The organism is Microbacterium testaceum (genome assembly GCF_001476285.1).
GTDB classification, from domain to species: domain Bacteria; phylum Actinomycetota; class Actinomycetes; order Actinomycetales; family Microbacteriaceae; genus Microbacterium; species Microbacterium testaceum_B.
Genome location: NZ_LDRU01000012.1, coordinates 1 through 21,010 on the forward strand (window position 1 = coordinate 1; position 21,010 = coordinate 21,010).

Here is a 21,010-nt window from a genome sequence, read left to right on the forward strand (position 1 = left end):
CCCGCCCCTCCCGCGCGCGAGGAACACCTCCGTCGAGGCGAGCCAGACATCGCGCGCGGGAGCGCCGGGTCGAGTGACGGCCTCACCCTCGTCGCGAAAGGCGGCCACAACGGCGAGCACCACAACCACAACGACGTCGGCTCGTTCCTCGTCGCGGTGGACGGCGTCCCGGTGATCGTCGACGCCGGCCGCCCGACCTACACCGCGGCCACGTTCGGCCCCGACCGGTACGGCATCTGGACGATGCAGAGCGCGTGGCACAACGTGCCGGTCGTGCGCGGACGCACCCAACCCGCGGGGAGGGATGCCGCCGCCCGCGGTGCCACCGCCGAGATCGGGGATGACGCCTCGACGTTCACGGCCGACCTCGCGGCCGCCTACCCCGACGCGGGCCTGGACCACTGGCGACGGCGAGCGCGACTCGATCGCGTGGCCGGACGGGTCGAGATCGACGACGCGTGGCGATTCGCGGACGACGCCCCCACCGGCGACGACACCCTCCTGCACCTGCTCGTCGCGGGCGAGGTCCGTCTCGAGACCGGGGGCGCGCGGGTCATCCCCGAGGGCGGCGCTCGTCCGGTGCGACTGCGCTGGCCGGAGGATGTCGCCGCGACGGCCGAAGTGCGCCATCTCGACGACCCGATGCTCACCGAGGTGTGGGGCGGCCGTCTGACGCGCCTCGCCCTGCCCCTGGCATCCCGCACTCAGCTCCAGGTCACGGTAGAACTGGACACACCGATCGAGGACTCCCCATGACCGACACCACCCCGCACCAGCCGCTCGCGGCCGAGCGCCGCGCCCACATCCTGAGCGCCCTGCACAGCGACGGCGCCGTGCGCATCTCACAGCTCACCGACGAGCTCGGGGTCGCCACCGTCACCCTGCGCCGCGACCTCGCTCAGCTCGAGAAAGAGGGGGTGCTCCGCCGTGTCCACGGCGGCGCGGTCGCCGGCGAGAACACCCCGGCACCTCCCGAACCTCGCGCCGACGAGACGACGACGGGGTCGATCGCCGTCCTCGTCCCCTCGCTCGCGTACTACTGGCCGGGCGTCGTGCGCGGGATGGAGACGGCCGGGCGCCGCCTCGGCTACAAGATGCTCCTGCGCGGCGCGTCGTACGAATTGCAGGACGAGCGGCCCGTGCTCGAGCGCCTCGTCGCGACCGGAGACGTGCGCGGGCTCATCGTCGCCCCCAACACCGACACCGCGCACGCCGCCGACGTGATGAGCTGGCTCGCGGAATGCCCCGTGCCGAGCGTCCTCGTCGAGCGCGACGCGGTGACCGGGGCCGGCGGCATCCCGATGGAGTCCGTCACGACCGACCACGCCCTCGGCGCCCTGCTCGCCGCGCGCCACCTCGCGACTCTCGGACACCGCAAGGTGGGGCTGATCCTCTCGCGCCACTCGCCCACCTCGCGCAAGATCGCCGCGGGATGGCAGACGGCGTGCGAAGAGCTCGAGCTCACCCCCGCCGACCACTTCGAGCAGACGCTCCCCGACCGGACGAGCCCCGACTTCTCGGACGTCGTGAACGCCACGCTCGACTCGGCCCTCGCCACGGGCGTCACGGCGTTGCTCGTGCACTCCGACCCGGAGGCCATGGCGTTCGTCGACCTCGCGTTGACGCGCGGCATCTCGGTGCCCGACGACCTGTCGATCATCGCGTACGACGACGAGGTGGCCCAGCTCTTCACGCCCGCGCTCACCGCAGTCAGCCCGCCACGCGCGAGCGTGGGCGAAGCGGCGGTCGAACTCCTCGCGCGTCGCATCGCCGAGCCCGACCGGCCGGTGCACCGCGTGCAGCTGAGCCCACGGCTGAACGTGCGCGCTTCGACGGCGGCACCCCGGTCCTGACGCGGCCTCCGGCGCGGGGAAAGGGGCGGCCCGCACGCGGCGGACCGCCCCTTCTCTCACGCTCGCACGCGACTTCTCACGCTCGCACGCGACTTCTCACGCTCGCACGCGACGGCGACGCACCAGCAGCGTCGCCGCGCCCAGCGCGAGCACCAGCAGCGCCGCACCGACCGTGACGGCGAGGCCCGTGGTGTCCTGACCCGTCGAGGCCAGGTCACCGCGCCCGGGGTTCTGCCCGGTGGCGGAGTCGTCCCCGCCGGGTGCCGCCGGCGCGGGAGTGCCCGGCTCGCTCGGCTGCCCCGGCTGCCCCGGCGTCCCCGGCTCGCCGGGTTGGCCCGGCGTTCCGGGCTCGGCCAGGGTCACCGCGACCGTGTAGGTGCGCGAGGCCCCGTCGGGGGCCGTCACCTGGACGGTGCCGGTGCCGTCGGCATCCTGAGGCTGCACGATCGTGACGACGGCGTCCTCGTCGACCGCGAGAGCGAACAGCTGCGGCAGGGTGTCGCTCTCGACGGTGACGGCGTACTCGGTCGTCACCGGGTCGAATCCCGCGACAGCGTCGTCGCCGACGGTCAGTCGCGCGAGGTCGGCGATCCCGGCGGGCGCCGGGGCGTCGGCGAGGATCTCGACCTCCGACACGATCATGTGGTGGTCCTCGCGGGCGGTCAGCACGACCCGCACCTCGTCGGCCCGCGCACCGTCGACCGGCACCTCGACCCGCGGGGCGCCCTGCTCGGGCACGGGAACCGCGACCGGCTGGCCCTCGACCCAGGCGCCGTCACCCGCGCGATGGTCCACGCGGAGCGTGTCGGCCCAGCTGGGGCCGCCGTCGCGGTAGAACTGCACGGCGACGCCGCGCACGGTCTCGTCCGCGGCGAGCGCGTACGTGAGCGTGTCGGACGGGTTCTTGGCATCCGGTCGCCAGTTCGACCAGCCCTTGTCGGTCGTGTCGCCGTTGATCGTGCGGTCGACGCCGTAGCCGCTCTCGGTGTAGCTGGCGGACGGCGTGCTCTCGGGCGCGACGTTGCGGTCGACCGCGGCGGTCACGATCACCGTGAGCCGGGCGTCGAGGCCGTCGTCTGTCGTTCCCTGGACCTCGACGGCACCGGGCTCGGCGAACGTCGCCTCGTCGATGTCGCTCCAGTCCCACGAAACCGGTACCGCGTAGCCCGCACCCGAGGGACGCAGCTCGGCGAGCACGGTGTCATCGGCTTGCGCTTGCACGGCGGCGAGCGCGCTGCCGGCGACCACGGTCACCGAGCGCGGACGGGTCGCCGTGAACGCGCCCACCTCGACCTCGGCGCGCGCCTCGACCGACGCCCCGAACACGTCGGAGGCCGTCCCGGGCACGGTCACCGTCCCCGCGGTGCCGAAGTCGAGACCGTCGGCGTTCCAGGTGACCGGGGCCGTGCGACCCACACCCCCGGCGTAGCGGACCGTGACCGTCCTGGGGAGCTCGGGAGCCGTGCCGACGGGCGTCGCGGCCGACACGGGGTCGGCGCCCACGGCGGTCGTGCTCGTCAGGCGCCAGGCCTGGTTGGACGCGCCGCTCGAGGTCCACAGTCCCACGGCCGTCCCGGCCGCCGTGGCCGCGCCGTCGACGTCGAGGACACGCTCGGCCGCGACGTTGAGCACCGAGTACGTCTCGCCATCGAGCGTCGAGCCCATCCACTGGGTCGCCGGGTCGCTCGCCGCCGACGCGGCGTCGGTGTCGACCAGCGTCGTCGCTCCGTCGCGCGAACCGAGGAACAGCCCGTCGCCGTTCTGGAGCGTGAAGCGGTGGCGGTTGGTCCCGGCGCCGTCGATCGTGCGCACGGTCCAGCCCTGGGCACGCGCCGCTTCGGGCGTCGTGGCATCCGTCTCGATCGTGAGATCGTCGTCGCCGTCGAGGGCGAGTCCGCTCTGCACGCCGACGAGCTGCACGGTGTCGCCGTCACGGAACGCCGGTGCGTCCGCGGCGACGCCCGAGACGCCGTCGACCTCGAAGGTCACGACCGACTTCGCCGGGATCGTGAGCCGGGCGATTCCGGATGCCGCATCCACGGCGACCGCGTCACCGGCACGCAGCGCGTTCACCGCGGGCTCTTCCGCGGTCGACTGCGTCGTCACGATCGGGGTGACCGTGGCACCGGGTTCGATCTCGCCGAAACGGCTGAGGTCGACCTCGACCACCTGCTCGGCGTCGCCCACGTTCACGTGGACGATCGACGCCCCCTGGCCGTCGGCGTCGATCGCCGCGGTGGAGTTCGTGTCGTTCGTCGCCATGAGCCGGTCGCCGGGCTGGATGTAGTGCGTGAAGTTGCGCACCGTGTTGAACTTCTCGTTCGTCAGCACTTGGCAGCTCGGGTCGGCGTCGCCGTCGGCGATCCGGCGCTCCGAGAGCCCGTCGGCGTTGCAGTCGAAGTCGATGAAGACGCTGCCCCAGTTGAGCTTCTCGACCTTCTCCATGTTGTAGAGGTCTTCGACGGGCTGCCAGAACACCCACGCCTCGGGCTCGAGCTCGCGCAGATCGCCGACGATGTGCGAGGCCATGCCGAGGCCGTTCTCGATGTCGTTCGTGACGAAGCCGCGGCTGGTGTCGGTCCAGTTGCCCTCGACCTCGCTCATCCACAGCGGCTTGTCGGAGGCCTTCGCGATGTCGCGCACGACCGGGCGACCGCCCGTGCCGTACGTGTGCACGTTGAGCTGGTCGACGGCGGCCTTCGAGGCGTCCGACCAGGTGTCCCAGTTGCGCACGAACGTGCCGGGGTTCGTCTCGTCCATCGCCGAGATCACGGCATTCGTCGTCGTGTCGTCGCGCCCGAGTCGGTCGGCGAGGACCTGGATCATCTCGTCCTGGCGTTCGGGGCCGATGTGCGCACCCTCCTGCCGACCGCCCGTCGGCCAGGTCTCCCCCTCGGGGATCTGCGTCTGCCAGTAGTTCGTGTTCGGCTCGTTGAACGGGTCGATCGTGTCGAACCGGATGCCATGGGCCTTCTCGAGTTCGTCGACGACGGTGACCATGTACCCGGCGAACTTCTCCATGTCGGCCGAGCGGAGCTGCTCACTGGTGGCGTCGTTGATCCCACCCGAGACGAAGCCGCTGTCGGTGAGGAAGTACGGCGGGGAGTTGCTGAACGCCTCCCAGTGGGTGACCTTGTCCTTCAACGCGTCGAGCCACCAGCGCTGGGCGGAGTCGGCGTCGAAGTCGTAGTGGGTCGGGTCGTCGGGGTTCCACGCGTCGCGGTAGCGGTCGCGGTCGGCGTAGGTCGAGGTGATCTCGCCCTCGGCATCCGTCGCCGGAAGGTCGGGGTTCCAGAATCCCGGCACCGCGCCACCCGCGCGGAGGTACGGCGGCACGTCGGTCGCGTTGCCGCCGCCGACGTTGTACCGGGCGATGTTGAGGTTCAGCCCCTCGTCGCCGAAGACGGCGTCGAAGAGTTTCTGCCGCACGTCGGCGGGGTAGTTCCCCGTGGCGTTGGCGAACCACACCAGGCTCGTCCCCCAGCCCTCGAAGGCCTCGGTGGCCGAGGCGGGGTTGGGGGTGATGCGCACGGCCGACGGGTCGTCGGCGGCTCTCGCCGGGGGTGGCGCGGCGGCCGCTCCGGCGGTCAGGACGCCGGCGACCAGAGCCGCGGCGCACGTGGAAGAAAGGACTCGAGACGTCATCGTCGTTTCCGTTTCCGGCCGCGTCGGTGCGACCTGTGGGGGGATGTTGACGTCAACATGTTGACGTCAACACCGAGCCTAAGCCGATCCGCGCGCTGCGCGCAACGGTTCCGTCGCGTGCCGGGCGGCGGCGCGAGCGGAGCGCCGCGTGACGGAGGGAGGGTCAGGGACGGAGGGAGGACGAATCCGCCGCGCTCGACCTCCGCTCGCCCCAGGTCCTCCGCCCGCCACGGCCGCCGCCGACGCGCGTGGGGACGCGCGACGGACCAGGGACGGAGGGAGGACGCGATCCATCGCGCGCGACCTCCGCTCGCCCCAAACCCTCCGCCCGTCACGCGCCGACGCCGACGCGCAGCGCCCCGCGAGTGCGGGCGATTCCGGGGCAAGAGGACGCGCGCCGTGGCATCCGTCCTCCCCTCCACAGAGCTCCTCCCTCGCGGCAAGGCGCCGCATGCTGCACGGACCGAGTACCACGCCACCGCACCGGCGCCGCACCGCGTGACGGGCGGAGGGTCAGGGACACAGGGAGGAGGAATCCTGCGCGAAGATCCTCCGGCAGCCCCAGATCCTCCGTTCATCACGCGCGCCCGCACCTCGGCCCGCGCCCACCACCGCAGACCCAGCCCCGGCCCCACCGCACCCTCGGCGTGGGACTGCCGCGAACCTCAGCGCCGCGGGCCGGAGCTCTGCCGCACCACGAGCGAGGTCGGCACGAGGGTGCGGGCGTGCTCGCCGCCGGTGCCCTCGATGTCGGCGATCAGGGCGCTCATCGCCTCTTCACCGACGCGCTCGAAGCGCTGACGCACCGTGGTGAGCGGGGGCCAGAAGTTCCCCGACTCGGGCGTGTCGTCGAAGCCGACGACGCTGACGTCCCCCGGCACCGCTCGCCCGGCTTCGTGCAGCGCCCGGATCACCCCGAGCGCCATCTGGTCGTTGGCCGCGAACACCGCCGTGACCGTCGGATCCTGCGCGAGCGTCTCGCCGATCGCGTGTCCCGACTCGGCCGTCCAGTCGCCGATCTGCACCGCGGGCACGTGGCATCCGCGGTCTTCCAGGGCGGTCCGCCACGCCGCGCTGCGGCGCTCGGCGGCGAACGACTCAAGCGGGCCGGACACGTGCCACACCGTCTCGTGGCCGAGGTCGAGCAGGTGCTCGGTGGCCAGGCGCGCGCCCTGGGCCTGGTCGTTGTCGACGACGGCGTAGGGATAGTCGGCGCTCGAGTCGACGACCACGACCGGCAGCCCCGAGGGGATCGAGAGCTCGTTCTCGCCGAGGCGGTGGGTCTCGATGAGGATCACGATGCCGTCGACCGCGTGCTCGCGCAGGCGCAGGAACGCCCCCGACACGTCGGACTGCGACGCGGACTGCACCGTGATGAGGGTGATGGAGTATCCGGATGCCGCGGCCATCGACGCCAGCGCGTCGAGCGTGCGCGTGTTGCCGTACGAGCTCAGCGAGAACATGATCACGCCAATGCTGCGGAAGCGTCCCGAGCGCAGAGCGCGCGCGGCGCTGTTCGGTCGATAGCCGAGCGAGGTCATGGCATCCAGAACCCGTTGCCGGGTCTCGGGATCGACGTTGGTGCGGCCGTTCGCGACGCGCGAGACGGTCTGTCCCGACACGCCGGCGGCCGCCGCGACGTCGGCCATCGACACCTCGCGCCGTCGTGCGCGCGGCGCAACCACGCTCGACGTCGTCGTCGTCTCGGCCACGGTGACCTCCTGGGATGTTGACGTTGACACACTAGCGCGGCGGAGTTATGTTTACGTCAACATCTCGACGACCCGGCCGGGATGCGCACCAACGAAGAGGCTCTGGACGATGACGACCACCGCGGCACCCCCGCCTGCTCTGCGCCCCCCGCGTCGCAAACGCCGTGCACGTATCGACGATCGCGGCTGGCTCTTCGTCGCTCCGTTCGCCCTCGTGTTCGCGCTGGTCTTCCTCGCACCGCTGGCGTACTCGGTGTACCTCAGCCTCTTCCGCGACCAGCTGATCGGCGGCAACGCGTTCGTCGGCTTCGCCAACTACATCACCGCGTTCGGCGACGAGAAGTTCTGGGACGGGTTCGGGCGCGTCGGCATCTTCCTCGTCGTGCAGGTGCCGATCATGCTGATCCTCGCGCTCGCGGCGGCCCTCGCGATCGACAGCGCACGTCTGCACGCCGCCGGCTTCTACCGGATCGTGATCTTCCTCCCCTACGCGGTGCCGGCGGTCGTGGCGGTGCTCATGTGGGGATACATCTACGGCGACCAGTTCGGCCTGACCCGCAACCTCAACGACCTGCTCGGCGGGCAGTTCGTGCAGCCCTTCCTCCCCGAATGGATGCTGCTGTCGATCGGCAACATCGTCACCTGGCAGTTCGTGGGCTACAACATGCTCATCTTCTACTCGTCGCTGAAGACGATCCCCACCGAGCTGTACGAAGCGGCATCCATCGACGGGGCCGGAGCATGGCGCACGATCTTCTCGATCAAGATCCCCGCGGTGCGCGGCGCGGTCGTCATCGCCACGATCTTCTCGATCATCGGCAGCTTCCAGCTCTTCAACGAGCCGAACATCCTCAAGCCGCTGGCCCCGAACGTGATCTCGACGTTCTTCACGCCGAACATGTACGCCTACAACCTCTCGTTCGCCGGCCAGCAGTACAACTACGCGGCCACCATCGCGATCATCATGGGCGTCATCACCGCCGTCATCGCCTACGTCGTGCAGCTGCGCGGCTCTCGTCAGGAGGCGCGATGACCACCGCGACCGCACCCCGTACCGACACCGTGGCCGTGACGACCTCGCGCGGCCCCCGTCTCGCCCGCCGCTCCCCCACGAGCAGCAAGAAGTCGCTCGTGCTGAGCATCGTCATGGGCCTGTACCTGCTGTACACGCTCGTGCCGCTGTTCTGGCTGCTCATCAACGCGACCAAGACCCAGGCCGACCTGTTCACGACCTTCGGGCTCGGCCCCGGCAACAGCTTCGCCCTGTTCGACAACATCGTCGAGACGCTGACCTACCGCGACGGCATCTTCGTCCGCTGGCTCGGCAACACGCTGCTCTACGTCGTCGTCGGCGCCGGTGGCGCGACGCTGCTCGCGACCCTCGCGGGGTACGGACTGGCGAAGTACAACTTCCGCGGACGCAAAGCAGTGTTCGCCGTCGTCCTCGGCGCGATCGCCGTGCCCGGCACGGCTCTCGCGGTGCCGACCTTCCTGCTGTTCAGCCAGCTCGGGCTCACCAACACGCCCTGGGCGATCATCATCCCCTCGCTCATCAGCCCCTTCGGCCTGTACCTCATCTGGGTGTACGCGACGGATGCCATTCCCACCGAGCTCCTCGAAGCCGCCCGCATGGACGGCGCCGGCGAGTTCCGCACCTTCTTCACCATCTCGATCCGGCTGCTGACCCCCGGCATCGTGACCGTGCTGCTGTTCGCGGTCGTCGCGACGTGGAACAACTACTTCCTGCCGTTGATCATGCTGAGCGACCCGCAGTGGTACCCGCTCACCGTCGGCCTCAACCAGTGGAACGCCCAGGCCACCGGGGTCGCGGCGCAGCCGATCTACAACCTCGTCATCACGGGCTCGGTGCTCTCGATCATCCCGATCGTCGCCGCGTTCCTCGTGCTGCAGCGCTTCTGGCAGTCCGGGCTCAGCGCCGGCAGCGTCAAGCAGTGACCCTCGATCTCCTCCCGAACCCGGAGCGTCCTGCCCCGGAAACACGCAACACCATCCACAACAACGAAGTGAAGGAATCCCGATGACATTCATGGGCAAGGGCACCGCCGTGCGGCGGGCCGTGTTCGCCGTCGCAGCGACCGCGCTGACGGTGGGCGCGCTGACTGCCTGCTCCGGCGGCAGCACGGGCGGCGGAAGCAACGGCGGAAGCGCCGACGACATCGAGAAGGCCCTCGAGGCCGGTGGCGAGATCACGTACTGGTCGTGGACGCCCTCGGCCGAGGCGCAGGTCAAGGCGTTCGAGGCGAAGTACCCGAACGTCAAGGTCAACTACGTCAACGCCGGCACCAACAAGGACGAGTACGCGAAGCTCCAGAACGCGATCAAGGCCGGCTCGGGCGCTCCTGACGTCGTGCAGATCGAGTACTACGCCTTCCCGCAGTTCGCCCTGTCGGACTCGCTCGTCGACCTGTCGTCGTACGGCTTCGCCGACCTCAAGGGCGACTACAGCCCCGGCACCTGGGGCTCGGTCGACTTCGACGGAAAGATCTACGGCCTCCCGCAGGACTCGGGCCCCATGGCCCTCTTCTACAACAAGTCGGTGTTCGACCAGTACGGCATCTCGGTGCCGACCACGTGGGACGAGTACCTCGCGGCAGCGCAGAAGCTGCACGCGGCCGACCCGACGAAGTACATCACCGCCGACACCGGCGACGCGGGCTTCACCACCAGCATGATCTGGCAGGCCGGCGGCACGCCCTTCACGACCTCCGGCACCGACGTGACCGTCGACCTGCAGGACGAGGGCTCGAAGAAGTTCGCCGACAACTGGAACCGCCTCATCGAGGGCGGCCTCATCTCCGACACCCCGAGCTGGAGCGACGAGTGGTTCAAGGGCCTCGGTGACGGCTCGATCGCCTCGCTCGTGATCGGCGCGTGGATGCCGGGCGTGCTCGAGTCGTCGGTTCCCGACGGCGCCGGCAAGTGGGCCGTCGCACCCATCCCGACCTATGACGGCAAGGCCGTCACGGCCGAGAACGGCGGCGGTGGCCAGGCGGTCACGAAGCAGAGCAAGAACCCGGCTCTGGCCGCGGGCTTCCTCAAGTGGCTGAACAACGACGAGGAGAGCCTGAAGATCTTCGCCGAGTCCGGCGGCTTCCCGTCCACGACCGCTCAGCTGAGCGACCCCTCCTTCGTCGACAAGGCGTCGGACTACTTCGGTGGCCAGAAGATCAACGAGGTCCTCACGCAGGCCTCGAGCGAGGTGCGCGAGGGCTGGAGCTACCTGCCCTACCAGGTGTACGCGAACAGCATCTTCAACGACACCGTGGGCCAGGCGTACGCCACAAAGGGCGACCTGAACAAGGGCCTCAGCGCCTGGCAGGACCAGCTCGTGCAGTACGGCAACGAGCAGGGCTTCTCGGTCAACAAGTAAGCACGATCATCAGGGGGCGGGTCGCAACGCGCGAGCGAGCGACCCGCCCCTTCCCTTCCTTTCCTCCAGGAGACCCGCATGACCTCCCCCACCCGCATCGCCGTCGACCGGGACGCCCTCGGCGCCGCCGTGCCGCACCGCCTGTTCGGCACGTTCGTCGAACACATGGGCCGCTGCGTGTACGACGGCATCCACAGCCCCGGACACGAGACGGCGGATGCCGCGGGCTTCCGCGCCGATGTCCTCGAGCTCGTGCGCGAGCTCGGTGCCACCGTCGTGCGCTACCCCGGCGGCAACTTCGTGTCGGGGTACCGCTGGGAGGACGGCGTCGGCCCGCGCGAGGAGCGTCCGGTGCGCCTGGATGCCGCGTGGCACAGCACCGAGACCAACCAGGTGGGCCTGCACGAGTTCGCCGAGTGGGCGGATGCCGCCGGGCTCGAGGTCATGGAGGCGGTCAACCTCGGGACGCGCGGCGTCGCCGAGGCCGCCGACCTGCTCGAGTACACCAACCACCCCTCCGGCACCGCGCTGAGCGAGCGCCGCCGCGAGAATGGACGCGACGAACCCTTCGGCATCCGTCTCTGGTGTCTCGGCAACGAGATGGACGGTCCGTGGCAGATCGGCCACAAGACCGCCGACGAGTACGGGCGTCTCGCCGCCGAGACCGCGCGCATGATGCGCTTCATCGACCCGACCGTCGAGCTCGTCGCCGCCGGCAGCTCGAACCACGAGATGCCGACGTTCGGCGCCTGGGAGCGCACGGTGCTGCGGCACACGGCCGGTCTCATCGACCACATCTCGGTCCACGCCTACTACGAAGAGGACCCCGACGACCCCGCGAGCTTCCTCGCCAGCGGCGCGGCCCTCGACCGCTACATCGTCGAGGTCGCCGGCATCATCGACGAGGTCGGTGCGACGACCCCCGACGGTAACCCGATCGGCATCAGCGTCGACGAGTGGAACGTCTGGAACCAGACCCGGTGGAACGAGGTCGACAAGCCCCGCGTCTTCACGGGCGACTGGCCGATCGCCCCGCGCCTCATCGAGGACGACTACACCGTCACCGACGCCGTGGTCGTCGGCTCCCTGCTCATCACACTCCTGCGCCGCGCCGACCGTGTCTCGATGGCGAACCTCGCGCAGCTCGTGAACGTCATCGCCCCGATCCGCACCGAGCCCGGCGGCGGGGCGGCATGGCGCCAGAGCACGTTCCACCCCTTCAGACTCACCGCGGAAGCGGCATCCGGTCGCGTCGTCGTACCGCACGTCGAGGGCGCGACGATCGACACCGCCCGCCACGGCGCCGTCGACGCAGTCGACGCGATCGCCACCGTCGACGGACGCGACGTCACCGTGTTCCTCGCGCACCGCGACCTGCACGCGGCGACCGAGATCGAGCTCGACCTCGGCGCGGTCGATGCCGTCGAGGCGGTCGTGGTGACGATCCCCGAGGGCGGCGACCGCCACACAACCAACTCGGCCGAGGGCGAGCCCGTCTCCCCCGTCGCCCTCAACGTGCGGGTCGGCGACGACGGCATCCTGCGCTTCACCCTCCCCGCTCTCGCCTGGGCGCGCGTGCGCGCGCGCTCGCTCGCCTGACCCCCGAAAGACACCGTGACGACCTTCACCATCGGCGAAACCGACTTCCTGCTCGACGGGCGACCGCACCAGGTCATCTCGGGCACCCTGCACTACTTCCGCATCCACCCCGAGCACTGGGCCGACCGCATCCGCACGGCCAAGGCGATGGGCCTGAACACCATCGAGACGTACGTCGCGTGGAACGCCCACGAGCCGGTGAAGGGCGAATGGGATGCCACCGGGTGGAACGACCTCGGACGCTTCCTCGACCTAATCGCCGCCGAGGGTCTGCACGCGATCGTGCGCCCGGGGCCATACATCTGCGCCGAGTGGCACAACGGCGGTCTGCCGGTGTGGCTGACCTCGACGCCGGGGATCGGCATCCGCCGTTCCGAGCCGCAGTTCGTCGAGGCCGTGTCGGAGTACCTGCGTCGTGTGTACGAGATCGTGGCTCCGCGCCAGATCGACCGCGGCGGCAACGTCGTGCTCGTGCAGATCGAGAACGAGTACGGCGCCTACGGCTCCGACAAGGAGTACTTGCGCGAGCTCGTGCGGGTGACGAAGGATGCCGGCATCACCGTGCCGCTGACCACCGTCGACCAGCCCATGCCGTGGATGCTCGAGGCGGGGAGCCTGCCCGAGCTGCACCTCACCGGATCCTTCGGCTCACGGTCGGAAGAACGGCTCGCGACCCTCCGCGAGCATCAGCCGACGGGCCCGCTCATGTGCAGCGAGTTCTGGGACGGCTGGTTCGACTGGTGGGGCAGCATCCACCACACGACCGACCCCGCGGCATCCGCCCACGACCTCGACGTGCTGCTCGCCGCCGGCGCCTCGGTGAACATCTACATGGTGCACGGCGGGACCAACTTCGGCACGACGAACGGCGCGAACGACAAGGGACGCTTCGACCCGATCGTCACCTCCTACGACTACGACGCCCCCATCGACGAGTCGGGTCACCCGACGGCGAAGTTCCACGCGTTCCGCGAGGTCATCGCGAAGTACGCGCCCGTGCCTTCGGACGTGCCGTCCGGCCGGCCGGAAGCGCCGGTCCTCGAGGTGGTGCTGTCGGGAGAGGGCGACTGGATGCCGGCACCCACGGGTTCCGTCTCAGACGACCCCGCGACGTTCGAGGAGCTCGGACACCTCGGTCCGCTGGTGCGATACGACGTGGAGCTGCCCCCGTTCTCGGGTCCAGCCGCGCTGGTCTTCGGCGAGGTGCGCGACCTGGCGTGGGTGCACGTGGACGGTGTGTTCGTCGGGCGCCTCTCGCGGACACTGCACGAGCGGGCGCTCGCCATCCCCGCGGGGTCGCGACTCACCGTGCTCGTCGAGGACCAGGGGCGCGTCAACTACGCCGACCGCCTGGGCGAGGCCAAGGGCCTGATCGGTGGGGCGACGCTGGGCGGTGCCCCGCTCGTCGGCTGGACCGCGACGCCGGTCGAGGTGGCATCGGCCGCCGGCACCGGGGAAGGCACCCTGGGGCGGGCGCTGCTGCGAGGCACCTTCGACCTGGGCGCCCCCGCAGACCTGTTCCTCGACACGGGCGCCTGGGGCAAGGGCTTCGCGTTCGTGAACGGCTTCTTCCTCGGCCGGTACTGGAACAACGTGCCCCAGCGGACGCTGTACGTTCCCGCCCCCGCACTGCGCGCCGGCGCCAACGAGATCGTCGTCCTCGAGCTGGAGCATGCCGTCGATCCCGTCGCGCGCTTCGTCGCCGCCCCGTCGCTGGGGCAGCTGGAGGAGTAATCCGCCCCGAGCACGGCCGCGCGTGAGGTGTGCCGCGCGCTCCGCGCGCGTGAGGTGCGTGAGGCTCGCGACGCGCTTGAGTTGCCAAGAATTGTCGCTTCCGGAGCGCCTGAAGCGACAATTCTTGGCGACTCACGCGGGGAGACACGGGGCAGGATGGGGGCATGACGATGGCCGCCTGGCTCCGCTCGCTCCCCTCCCTCACGGGGACTCCGCCGGCCACGGATGCCGAGCCCCTCCCCGACCTGCCGGAGCATCTGTTCGCGCGTTGGATCCGGGAGGCCGTCGAGGCCGGCGTCGCGGAAGCCCATGGCGCCACTCTCGCGACGGTCGATGCCGATGGCATCCCGGACGCGCGCACACTGATCCTCAAAGATCTCGGACCGGACGGGTGGGCCTTCGCCGGCCCCCGCGCCTCGGCGAAGGCCGGGCAGTTGGCCGCCCACCCCGCCGCAGCGCTGAACTTCTGGTGGCCTGCCGTGCTGCGGGCCGTCCGTGTGCGGGGCAAGGTGGTCGAGGCCTCGGCGGAGGACTCGGCGGCGGATCTCGCCGCTCGCTCGGCCGCCGCTCGCGACGGCATCGGCCCCGGCGAGTGGGTGATGTGGCGTCTGGTCGCCGATCGCGTCGAGTTCTGGCAGGGCTCCGCCGACCGCAAACACCTGCGCACGATCTACCGTCGCACCGACGACGACTGGCAGCTGATCGACCCCGAGAGCGAGACCCGATGAGCGACTACGAGATCACTGAGATCGGCGGGCTCGATGCCTGGCGCGATCACTTCGGCGGCTTTGCCCCAGCCCGCTCGCGCGACGGACGCCGCGTGGTCGATCACGAGTTGACGATGCAGTTCATCGGCATGACGGCGAACGCGCTCCTTCCCGGGGAGGAGGCGGGGTACTGGCATACGCACACCCGCGTCGAGGAGCTGTACGTGTTCCTCGAGGGCCGTGGTCAGATGGGGCTCGACGGCGATGTCGTGGACGTCGGACCAGGCAGCGTCGTGCGAGTCGGCCAGAACGTGTGGCGCACCTGGCGCGCGGACCCCGAAGGAACGGGTGAACTGCGCTGGCTCTGCATCCGGGCAGGAGGGGAGGCGCTCCCGCACCTTCCCGACGACGCATCGCGGGACACCGACCGTCCGATGCCCTGGGGCCCCTCGGCGTGACGGGCCGGATGCCGCACCTGTCGTTCGCGGCATCCCCGGCCGTCGTCGCGCAAGGCTGCCTGCGCGGCGATCGTGTCGAGTACGGTCGGAGCGCAGAGAGGAGGGGCGCGTCGATGCCGTTGTTCGAGATGGAGGCCACCCCTCGCGGGCGGTCGCGGGTGTTCCTCCGCGCGCAACTCCCCTTCGTGCTCGCGGTGGTCTTCCTCGTCGGTATCGCGGGTCTCGCCCAGCCCTCGACCCTCACCGCGGGCGTCGTCGTCGCGGGGGCGGTCCTCAGCATCATCGCGAGCGTCCTCGCGCTCGCCGTACCCTGGGAGCGCCTCCCTCGCTCGTGGATGATGCTCGTCGCGGTCCTCGATCTGCTCGCCGTCGCCCTGATCCGCGCCGAACTCCTCCCCACATTCCCCTCCGTCTCGGTGCTCGCGATCTTCCCCGTGCTGTGGCTCGCCTACGGATTCCCCTGGTACGGCATCCTCGTCGGCGTGTTCGGAACGGGCTTCATCACCTCGTTCCGCTTCGTCTACGTCGGAGCCTGGCCGTCGTCGCCGGTCGAGTGGGCGAACGTCGTGATCATGCCGACCCTCGTCGTGGGGGTCGCCGTCATCGTCTTCGTCGCCGCGCGCCACCTGCGGCGCAACTCGCGGCAACTGGCGCGGGCGTCTCGCGCCCAGGCCGAGGCCTTGGATGAGGCACGGGACACCCAGTCCGTCGCCCTGGGCATCGTCGACACCGTGAACGCCGGGGTCATCTTCTACGACGCCCAGGGGCGGTTGGAGATCGCCAACGCCCGGGCGCACCGCTTTGCCGAACTGGGCGGCTTCCGCCTCGACGAGCCGCCGATGGCCGGGGACGCGGTCTTCGACGCCGACCGCACCAGCGTCGTCCCCGCGAGGGAACAGGTGATTCCGCGCGCTCTCGCGGGCGACGCCGTCAGCGACGAGTTCGAGTGGTGGGGCCCCGCGGACGCCCCCGTCGCCGTGGTCGCCTCATCGGGCCGGGTGCGCCGAGCCGACGGCGACGTGCGCGGAACCGTCATCGTCATCTACGACGCCACGGTTCTCGCCGAGACGATCGAGGTGCGCGAGCAGTTCTTGCGCACGGTGTCGCACGAACTGCGCACGCCGCTCACGAGCATCACCGGATTCCTCGACCTCATCGACGACGAGGTCGGACCCGAGGACACCCGCCTGAAGCGCTACGTCGACGTGGTCACCCGCCGCACCGCCGATCTGTCGCACCGGGTGCGCGATCTCTTCGCGGCGAGCGAGAGCGAGAAGACGCTCCACCCGGACGACGTCGACCTCGGCGAGATCGTCGCCACCGCGGTCGCCGAGGTCGCCGCGTTCGCCGACGCCCGCGCGTTCCTCATCGAGACGGCCGCCACCGGCCCCACGTCCGCCCGACTCGACGGCACACAGGTGCGCCTCGCGATCGTCGAGCTGCTCACGAACGCGGTGAAGTTCGGCATCCCGTCGTCCGCGATCACCGTGTCGTACGGCGTCCACGACGGCCGCGCGGTGCTGGCGGTGACCAACGACGGCCCCGGTCTCGGGCCGACCGAACAGCGTCGAGCCTTCGACCGCTTCTACCGGGGTTCGCTTGCGCGATCGGGTGAGATCCAGGGTTTCGGCCTCGGGCTCACGACGGTTCGCGCGATCGCCGTCGCGCACGGCGGCACCGTCGGGCTCGACAGCGCTCCCGACGGTCGCACGACCGTGACGATGGATCTCCCGGCCGCGTAGGCCGGGCGCACGGCCTCACGGGCGCGGGTTCCCCCGCGGATGGTGCGGGCGATCGACGCGGCGGTTCGGCCCCTTGCCTAAACGCGATCCACGCACATAAACGCGAGCTGCTCGTGTTTCTGCGCGTGGATGCCGTTTATGCGTGATGGCGAAGCGACAGCTGGTCGGCGACCGCGCCGAGCCGGTCGTCGAACGTCGCGAGCGGAGCGTCGAGGTGCGTGGCGGCGGCGAGAACGCACGTGTCGGGCATCTTCAGCGAGTGGCGAGCGCGCAAGGTCGCCACGAGCACCGGCTCGTCGGGGCCCATGTCCACCGCCTCGACCCGCAGAGCGCGCAGGGCTCGCCACATCTCCGCCTCTCGGCCGACGCGTGCCGCCCCGACCAGCGTCTCGGCGACCGTGAGCGGGTGCATCAGAAACGGACCAGGGTCGTCGGCCAGCAGCTTCTTGGCGCGATCGTGATGGGCGTCACCGGGAGTGAACAGAGCGATGATGACGCCGGCGTCGAGAACGATCACTCCGGCCAATCCTCGCGGAGTTCCCGCAGGTAACCCTCGGGGTAGATCCCCGCGAACTGGTCGATGACGAGGTCGATGCGGCGACGCTGTGCGGCGGAACGTCGAGACTCCTCGCCGCGGAGGGCGCGACCACCCGCGACGACGAGATGCGTGATCAGCGCGCTCGGCGACTCATCGGGCCAGCGGGAACGCGCGATCTGCAGCGCCTCCTCGATCTCGACGGTGTGCGTCACCTGGGTGCGGGGACGGGTGGTCGGCATGGCTCGAGTGTACCACCTGAACATTCGGTGTACCACCGCTCAACTGAGGGTCACACGAAGGGCGACACTCACCGCGCAGCGGTACTCTCGCGCACCACCAGTGTCGCCGGCACCGTCTCTGCGACCGGATCGCCGCCCTCGATCGCCGCGATCAGGGCGACGACGGCGCGACGGCCCAGCGCGTCGAAGTCCTGGCGGACGGTGGTCAGCGGCGGGCGGAACTCCGCGGCATCCGCGATGTCGTCGAAGCCCACCACGGAGACATCCTCGGGAACACGGCGGCCCTCGTCGGCGAGAGCGCGCAGAGCACCGAGGGCCATCTGATCGTTGGCGACGAAGATCGCCGTGACACCGGTGAGGCCCGCGACGGCGGAGTACCCGGATGCCGACGTCCAATCGCCGCGGACCGGTTCGGGCGCGACGAGCCCGACGTCCGCGAGCGCCTCGCGCCATCCCCGCTCGCGCTCGGCCGCGGCGAACGAGCCGCGCGGTCCGCCGAGGTGGTGCACCGTGTCATGGCCGAGGGCAAGGAGGTGGGCGGCCGCGGCCCGTGCGCCGCCGGCGTGGTCGGTCTGCACGATCGAGAACCGCGCGTCGGCCGGGGAGTCGACCACGACGAGGTGCAGATCCGCGGGCGGCTGCGCGTCGCGCGCGAGCTCGGTCGCCTCGTTCAGCACGACGGCCCCATCGACGCCCTGCGACCGCAGGCGGGCGAACGCCTCGCGGATGCCTCGCTCCCCGACCGTCACGACGGCGAGGGCGTAGTCGCGGGCAGCGGCGGCCTCGGAGATCGCCTGGAGCATGCGCGAGTTGCCGACGGACGCGAGGGTCGACACGACGAGGCCGATGGTCGAGGTCTGCCCGGTACGCAGCGCCCGCGCGGCGCGGTGCATGCGATAGCCGAGGTCGGCCATCGCCTTCTCGACGCGCGCCCGTGTCGCGGGGTCGACCCGGGGGCTGCCGTTCGCGACCCGCGACACCGTCTGCGCCGAGACCCCGGCCCTTGCGGCCACGTCGGCCATGGATACACGCATCACGCCCCCTCGATGTTGACGATATCACGCGCCGGATGTAGCGTGTTATCGTGAACACGGACATCCTCTCCGCGGTGCCTCTGGGCGCCGGCGTCGTCAAGCGGCCCACGCACCTGGCCGACGGACGTGAGCTCATCTACTTCGACGACCCCGACACGACGCTCGGCGCCGAGCGCGCGATCGACGCCCGCACCCTCGACCCCCGGCCGATGACGGCGACCATGCGGCAGGACGTGCTGACGGGCGACTGGATCACCGTGGCATCCAATCGCCAGAACCGCGCGTTCCTGCCCCCCGCGCACCTCGACCCGCTGTCGCCGCAGACGCCGACCAACCCGTCCGAGATCCCGTCGCTGTACGACGTCGCGGTCTTCGAGAACAAGTCGCCGTCGTTCGGTCCCGCGCTCGACAGCGCGGTCGGCGACGCTCCGGCCGCGATCGACCCCCCGCGCGGAGACGACGACCTCGAGCACCTCGGCCTGGGCCGCACGCGCACCTCGGTCGGACGCTGCGAGGTCGTGTGCTTCAGCCCCGCGCACGAGGGGTCGTTCGGATCGCTCTCGCGCACCCGCGCCCGCACCGTCATCGAGGCGTGGGCCGACCGGACCGCGGCGCTCTCGGCTCTGCCCGGCATCCGTCAGGTCTTCCCGTTCGAGAACCGCGGGGAGCAGATCGGGGTCACCCTCCCCCACCCGCACGGGCAGATCTACGCCTACCCGTATGTGACGCCGCGCACGCACCGCCTGCTCGACACGATCTCGCGCACCTCGAGCGACCTGTTCGCGCGCATCCTCGACTTCGAGTCCGCCGGCGAGCGCGTCGTGCTGCGCGGCGAGCACTGGACCGCCTTCGTGCCGTTCGCGGCCCGCTGGCCCATCGAGGTGCACGTGCTCCCGCACCGCCACGTCGCCGATCTCGCCGAGACGACCGACGCCGAGCGCGACGAGCTGGCGCCCTTCTACCTCCGGCTGCTGCGCGGCATCGACGCCCTGTATGACACCCCCACCCCCTACATCGCCGCCTGGCACCAGGCGCCGGTCGGACGGGCGAGGGATGCCGTGCGCCTCAACCTGCAGATCACCTCGCCGCGCCGTGCGGCCGACAAGCTGAAGTACCTCGCCGGATCCGAGGCCGCCATGGGCGCCTGGATCGGCGACGTGACCCCCGAGTCGCAGGCCGAGCGCCTGCGCGCCGCCCTCGACACCGTTCCGGAGGTGACGGCATGAGCGCCGTCGACGACGCCCTCGCCCTGCTCGCCGCTCCCGCCGTGGGCGTCTGGTCGGCCCCCGGCCGCGCCAACCTGATCGGCGAGCACACCGACTACAACGAAGGTTTCGTCTTCCCCTTCGCGATCGCCCAGCGCACGGCCGCCGCGGTCGCGCTGCGCGACGACGACGTGATCCGCGTTCGGTCGACGTTCGCCGACGACGCGGTCGAGGTCCCGCTCGCCGAGCTCGACGCCCGCATCGCCGCCGGCGGCCTCGACTGGGCGGGGTACCCGCTGGGCGTGGCGTGGGCGTTGCTTCGGGAGGCCCCGGATGCCGAACCTCGCGGCGTCGACATCGCCCTGGCGTCGGAGGTGCCGGTGGGGGCGGGCCTGTCGTCGTCCGCCGCGATCGAGGGGGCCGTGGCATCCGCCCTCAACGACGTGTGGAACGCCGGTCTCGACAAGGTCGCCCTCGCCCGCGTGGGGCGCATCGCCGAGAACGACGCGGTCGGCGCCCCGACCGGGATCATGGACCAGATGGCGTCGATGCTCGGCGTCACCGACGCGGCGACGTTCCTCGACTGCCGCACGCTCGAGACACGCGCGGTGCCTCTCGGCTTCGCCGACGCCGGGCTGTCGATCCTCGTCACGGACACGCTCGTCGAGCACGCGCACTCCTCGGGCGGGTACCGCGAGCGCCGCGAGGCGTGCGAGCGCGGGGCGGCCGCCTTCGGTGTCGCGGCCCTGCGCGACCTCACCGTCGACGACCTGCCGCGCGCCCAGGAGATCCTGGATGACGTCACCTTCCGCCGCGTGCGCCACATCGTCACCGAGAACCAGCGCGTGCTCGACACCGTGGCCGCGCTCGACGCCGAGGGCCCGACGGAGATCGGCGACCTGCTGACGGCATCGCACGCGTCGATGCGCGACGACTTCGAGATCTCGGTGCCCGAGCTCGACCTCGCCGTCGAGACGACTCTCGCCGCGGGCGCCCTCGGTGCCCGCATGACCGGCGGCGGCTTCGGCGGGGCGGCGATCGCGTTGATCCCCACCGGCCTCATCCCGGCGGCGACCGAGGCGGTTCTCGCCGCGTTCGCGGCATCCGGTTTCCGCGCCCCGAACGTGTTCACCGTGACGCCGTCCGAGGGCGC

At 70.9% G+C, this 21,010-nt stretch carries 17 protein-coding genes; 12 read left to right on the top strand and 5 right to left on the bottom strand.

Annotated features, from left to right (window positions below; translation table 11 throughout):
* On the top strand, positions 1-756 hold a 756-nt coding region (locus NS283_RS02750), incomplete at its 5' end, for a heparinase II/III domain-containing protein (protein ID WP_193752619.1).
* Entirely contained in the window at positions 753-1,853 is a 1,101-nt protein-coding gene (locus tag NS283_RS02755) for a substrate-binding domain-containing protein (RefSeq protein WP_058595360.1), read from the top strand. The genes NS283_RS02750 and NS283_RS02755, both read left to right, overlap by 4 nt.
* 96 nt (positions 1,854-1,949) lie before the next feature.
* On the opposite strand, the gene NS283_RS18305 is transcribed toward NS283_RS02755, so the two are convergent.
* Both NS283_RS18305 and NS283_RS02765 read right to left on the bottom strand, forming a co-directional pair.
* The gene (locus tag NS283_RS18305; protein ID WP_081317223.1) at positions 1,950-5,498 is read right to left on the bottom strand and encodes a glycoside hydrolase; all 3,549 of its coding nucleotides are present in this window, start codon (positions 5,496-5,498) and stop codon (positions 1,950-1,952) included.
* A 665-nt stretch (positions 5,499-6,163) separates the two neighbouring features.
* The gene (locus NS283_RS02765; RefSeq protein ID WP_153003266.1) at positions 6,164-7,147 is read right to left on the bottom strand and encodes a LacI family DNA-binding transcriptional regulator; all 984 of its coding nucleotides are present in this window, start codon (positions 7,145-7,147) and stop codon (positions 6,164-6,166) included.
* Positions 7,148-7,319: 172 nt separating this feature from the next.
* Here NS283_RS02765 and NS283_RS02770 point away from each other — a divergent pair, with 172 nt between their 5' ends.
* The 8 genes from NS283_RS02770 (at position 7,320) to NS283_RS02805 (ending at position 16,841) form a co-directional block, all read left to right on the top strand.
* Positions 7,320-8,243 (top strand): carbohydrate ABC transporter permease, encoded by a 924-nt coding sequence (locus NS283_RS02770; RefSeq protein ID WP_058595362.1) that lies wholly within the window; start codon positions 7,320-7,322, stop codon positions 8,241-8,243.
* Between the two features lie 113 nt (positions 8,244-8,356).
* Positions 8,357-9,166 (top strand): carbohydrate ABC transporter permease, encoded by an 810-nt coding sequence (locus NS283_RS02775; protein WP_058595373.1) that lies wholly within the window; start codon positions 8,357-8,359, stop codon positions 9,164-9,166.
* A gap of 82 nt (positions 9,167-9,248) precedes the next feature.
* Entirely contained in the window at positions 9,249-10,601 is a 1,353-nt protein-coding gene (locus tag NS283_RS02780; RefSeq protein WP_058595363.1) for an ABC transporter substrate-binding protein, read from the top strand.
* Positions 10,602-10,679: 78 nt separating this feature from the next.
* Positions 10,680-12,200: an arabinosylfuranosidase ArfA gene (arfA, locus tag NS283_RS02785; protein WP_058595364.1), complete on the top strand. Its 1,521-nt coding sequence runs from the start codon at positions 10,680-10,682 to the stop codon at positions 12,198-12,200.
* A 15-nt stretch (positions 12,201-12,215) separates the two neighbouring features.
* Positions 12,216-13,934 carry a glycoside hydrolase family 35 protein gene (locus NS283_RS02790; RefSeq protein ID WP_058595365.1) on the top strand — a complete coding sequence of 573 codons (1,719 nt, stop codon included), beginning with the start codon at positions 12,216-12,218 and terminating at the stop codon, positions 13,932-13,934.
* A 164-nt stretch (positions 13,935-14,098) separates the two neighbouring features.
* On the top strand, positions 14,099-14,662 hold the full coding sequence (locus NS283_RS02795; RefSeq protein ID WP_058595366.1) for a pyridoxine/pyridoxamine 5'-phosphate oxidase: 564 nt from the start codon (positions 14,099-14,101) through the stop codon (positions 14,660-14,662).
* Complete coding sequence (locus NS283_RS02800) at positions 14,659-15,099, top strand: cupin domain-containing protein (protein ID WP_058595367.1); 441 nt, start codon at positions 14,659-14,661, stop codon at positions 15,097-15,099. The genes NS283_RS02795 and NS283_RS02800 overlap by 4 nt, the downstream gene beginning before the upstream one ends.
* 113 nt (positions 15,100-15,212) lie before the next feature.
* Entirely contained in the window at positions 15,213-16,841 is a 1,629-nt protein-coding gene (locus NS283_RS02805; RefSeq protein ID WP_058595374.1) for a sensor histidine kinase, read from the top strand.
* 136 nt (positions 16,842-16,977) lie between these two features.
* Here the strand turns inward: NS283_RS02805 and NS283_RS02810 are convergent, their stop codons facing one another.
* The 3 genes from NS283_RS02810 to NS283_RS02820 form a co-directional block, all read right to left on the bottom strand.
* Positions 16,978-17,358: a type II toxin-antitoxin system VapC family toxin gene (locus NS283_RS02810; protein ID WP_058595368.1), complete on the bottom strand. Its 381-nt coding sequence runs from the start codon at positions 17,356-17,358 to the stop codon at positions 16,978-16,980.
* The gene (locus NS283_RS02815) at positions 17,355-17,618 is read right to left on the bottom strand and encodes a hypothetical protein (protein WP_058595369.1); all 264 of its coding nucleotides are present in this window, start codon (positions 17,616-17,618) and stop codon (positions 17,355-17,357) included. The genes NS283_RS02810 and NS283_RS02815 overlap by 4 nt, the downstream gene beginning before the upstream one ends.
* A 68-nt stretch (positions 17,619-17,686) precedes the next feature.
* Complete coding sequence (locus NS283_RS02820) at positions 17,687-18,640, bottom strand: LacI family DNA-binding transcriptional regulator (RefSeq protein ID WP_058595370.1); 954 nt, start codon at positions 18,638-18,640, stop codon at positions 17,687-17,689.
* A gap of 62 nt (positions 18,641-18,702) precedes the next feature.
* Between NS283_RS02820 and galT the strand changes: the two genes are divergently transcribed.
* Both galT and galK read left to right on the top strand, forming a co-directional pair.
* Positions 18,703-19,878 carry a galactose-1-phosphate uridylyltransferase gene (gene galT, locus NS283_RS02825; RefSeq protein ID WP_058595371.1) on the top strand — a complete coding sequence of 392 codons (1,176 nt, stop codon included), beginning with the start codon at positions 18,703-18,705 and terminating at the stop codon, positions 19,876-19,878.
* The coding region (galK, locus tag NS283_RS02830) for a galactokinase (RefSeq protein WP_058595372.1) at positions 19,875-21,010 on the top strand (1,136 nt) is incomplete at its 3' end. The genes galT and galK, both read left to right, overlap by 4 nt.

Bases quoted from the DNA above. Each gene is read 5' to 3' on its own strand.
- NS283_RS02755 (WP_058595360.1), top strand. From the start codon at position 753: ATGACCGACACCACCCCGCACCAGCCGCTCGCGGCCGAGCGCCGCGCC.
- NS283_RS18305 (WP_081317223.1), bottom strand. From the start codon at position 5,498: ATGACGTCTCGAGTCCTTTCTTCCACGTGCGCCGCGGCTCTGGTCGCC.
- NS283_RS02765 (WP_153003266.1), bottom strand. From the start codon at position 7,147: ATGGCCGACGTCGCGGCGGCCGCCGGCGTGTCGGGACAGACCGTCTCG.
- NS283_RS02770 (WP_058595362.1), top strand. From the start codon at position 7,320: ATGACGACCACCGCGGCACCCCCGCCTGCTCTGCGCCCCCCGCGTCGC.
- NS283_RS02775 (WP_058595373.1), top strand. From the start codon at position 8,357: ATGGGCCTGTACCTGCTGTACACGCTCGTGCCGCTGTTCTGGCTGCTC.
- NS283_RS02780 (WP_058595363.1), top strand. From the start codon at position 9,249: ATGACATTCATGGGCAAGGGCACCGCCGTGCGGCGGGCCGTGTTCGCC.
- arfA (WP_058595364.1), top strand. From the start codon at position 10,680: ATGACCTCCCCCACCCGCATCGCCGTCGACCGGGACGCCCTCGGCGCC.
- NS283_RS02795 (WP_058595366.1), top strand. From the start codon at position 14,099: ATGACGATGGCCGCCTGGCTCCGCTCGCTCCCCTCCCTCACGGGGACT.
- NS283_RS02800 (WP_058595367.1), top strand. From the start codon at position 14,659: ATGAGCGACTACGAGATCACTGAGATCGGCGGGCTCGATGCCTGGCGC.
- NS283_RS02805 (WP_058595374.1), top strand. From the start codon at position 15,213: ATGCCGTTGTTCGAGATGGAGGCCACCCCTCGCGGGCGGTCGCGGGTG.
- NS283_RS02815 (WP_058595369.1), bottom strand. From the start codon at position 17,618: ATGCCGACCACCCGTCCCCGCACCCAGGTGACGCACACCGTCGAGATC.
- NS283_RS02820 (WP_058595370.1), bottom strand. From the start codon at position 18,640: ATGGCCGACGTGGCCGCAAGGGCCGGGGTCTCGGCGCAGACGGTGTCG.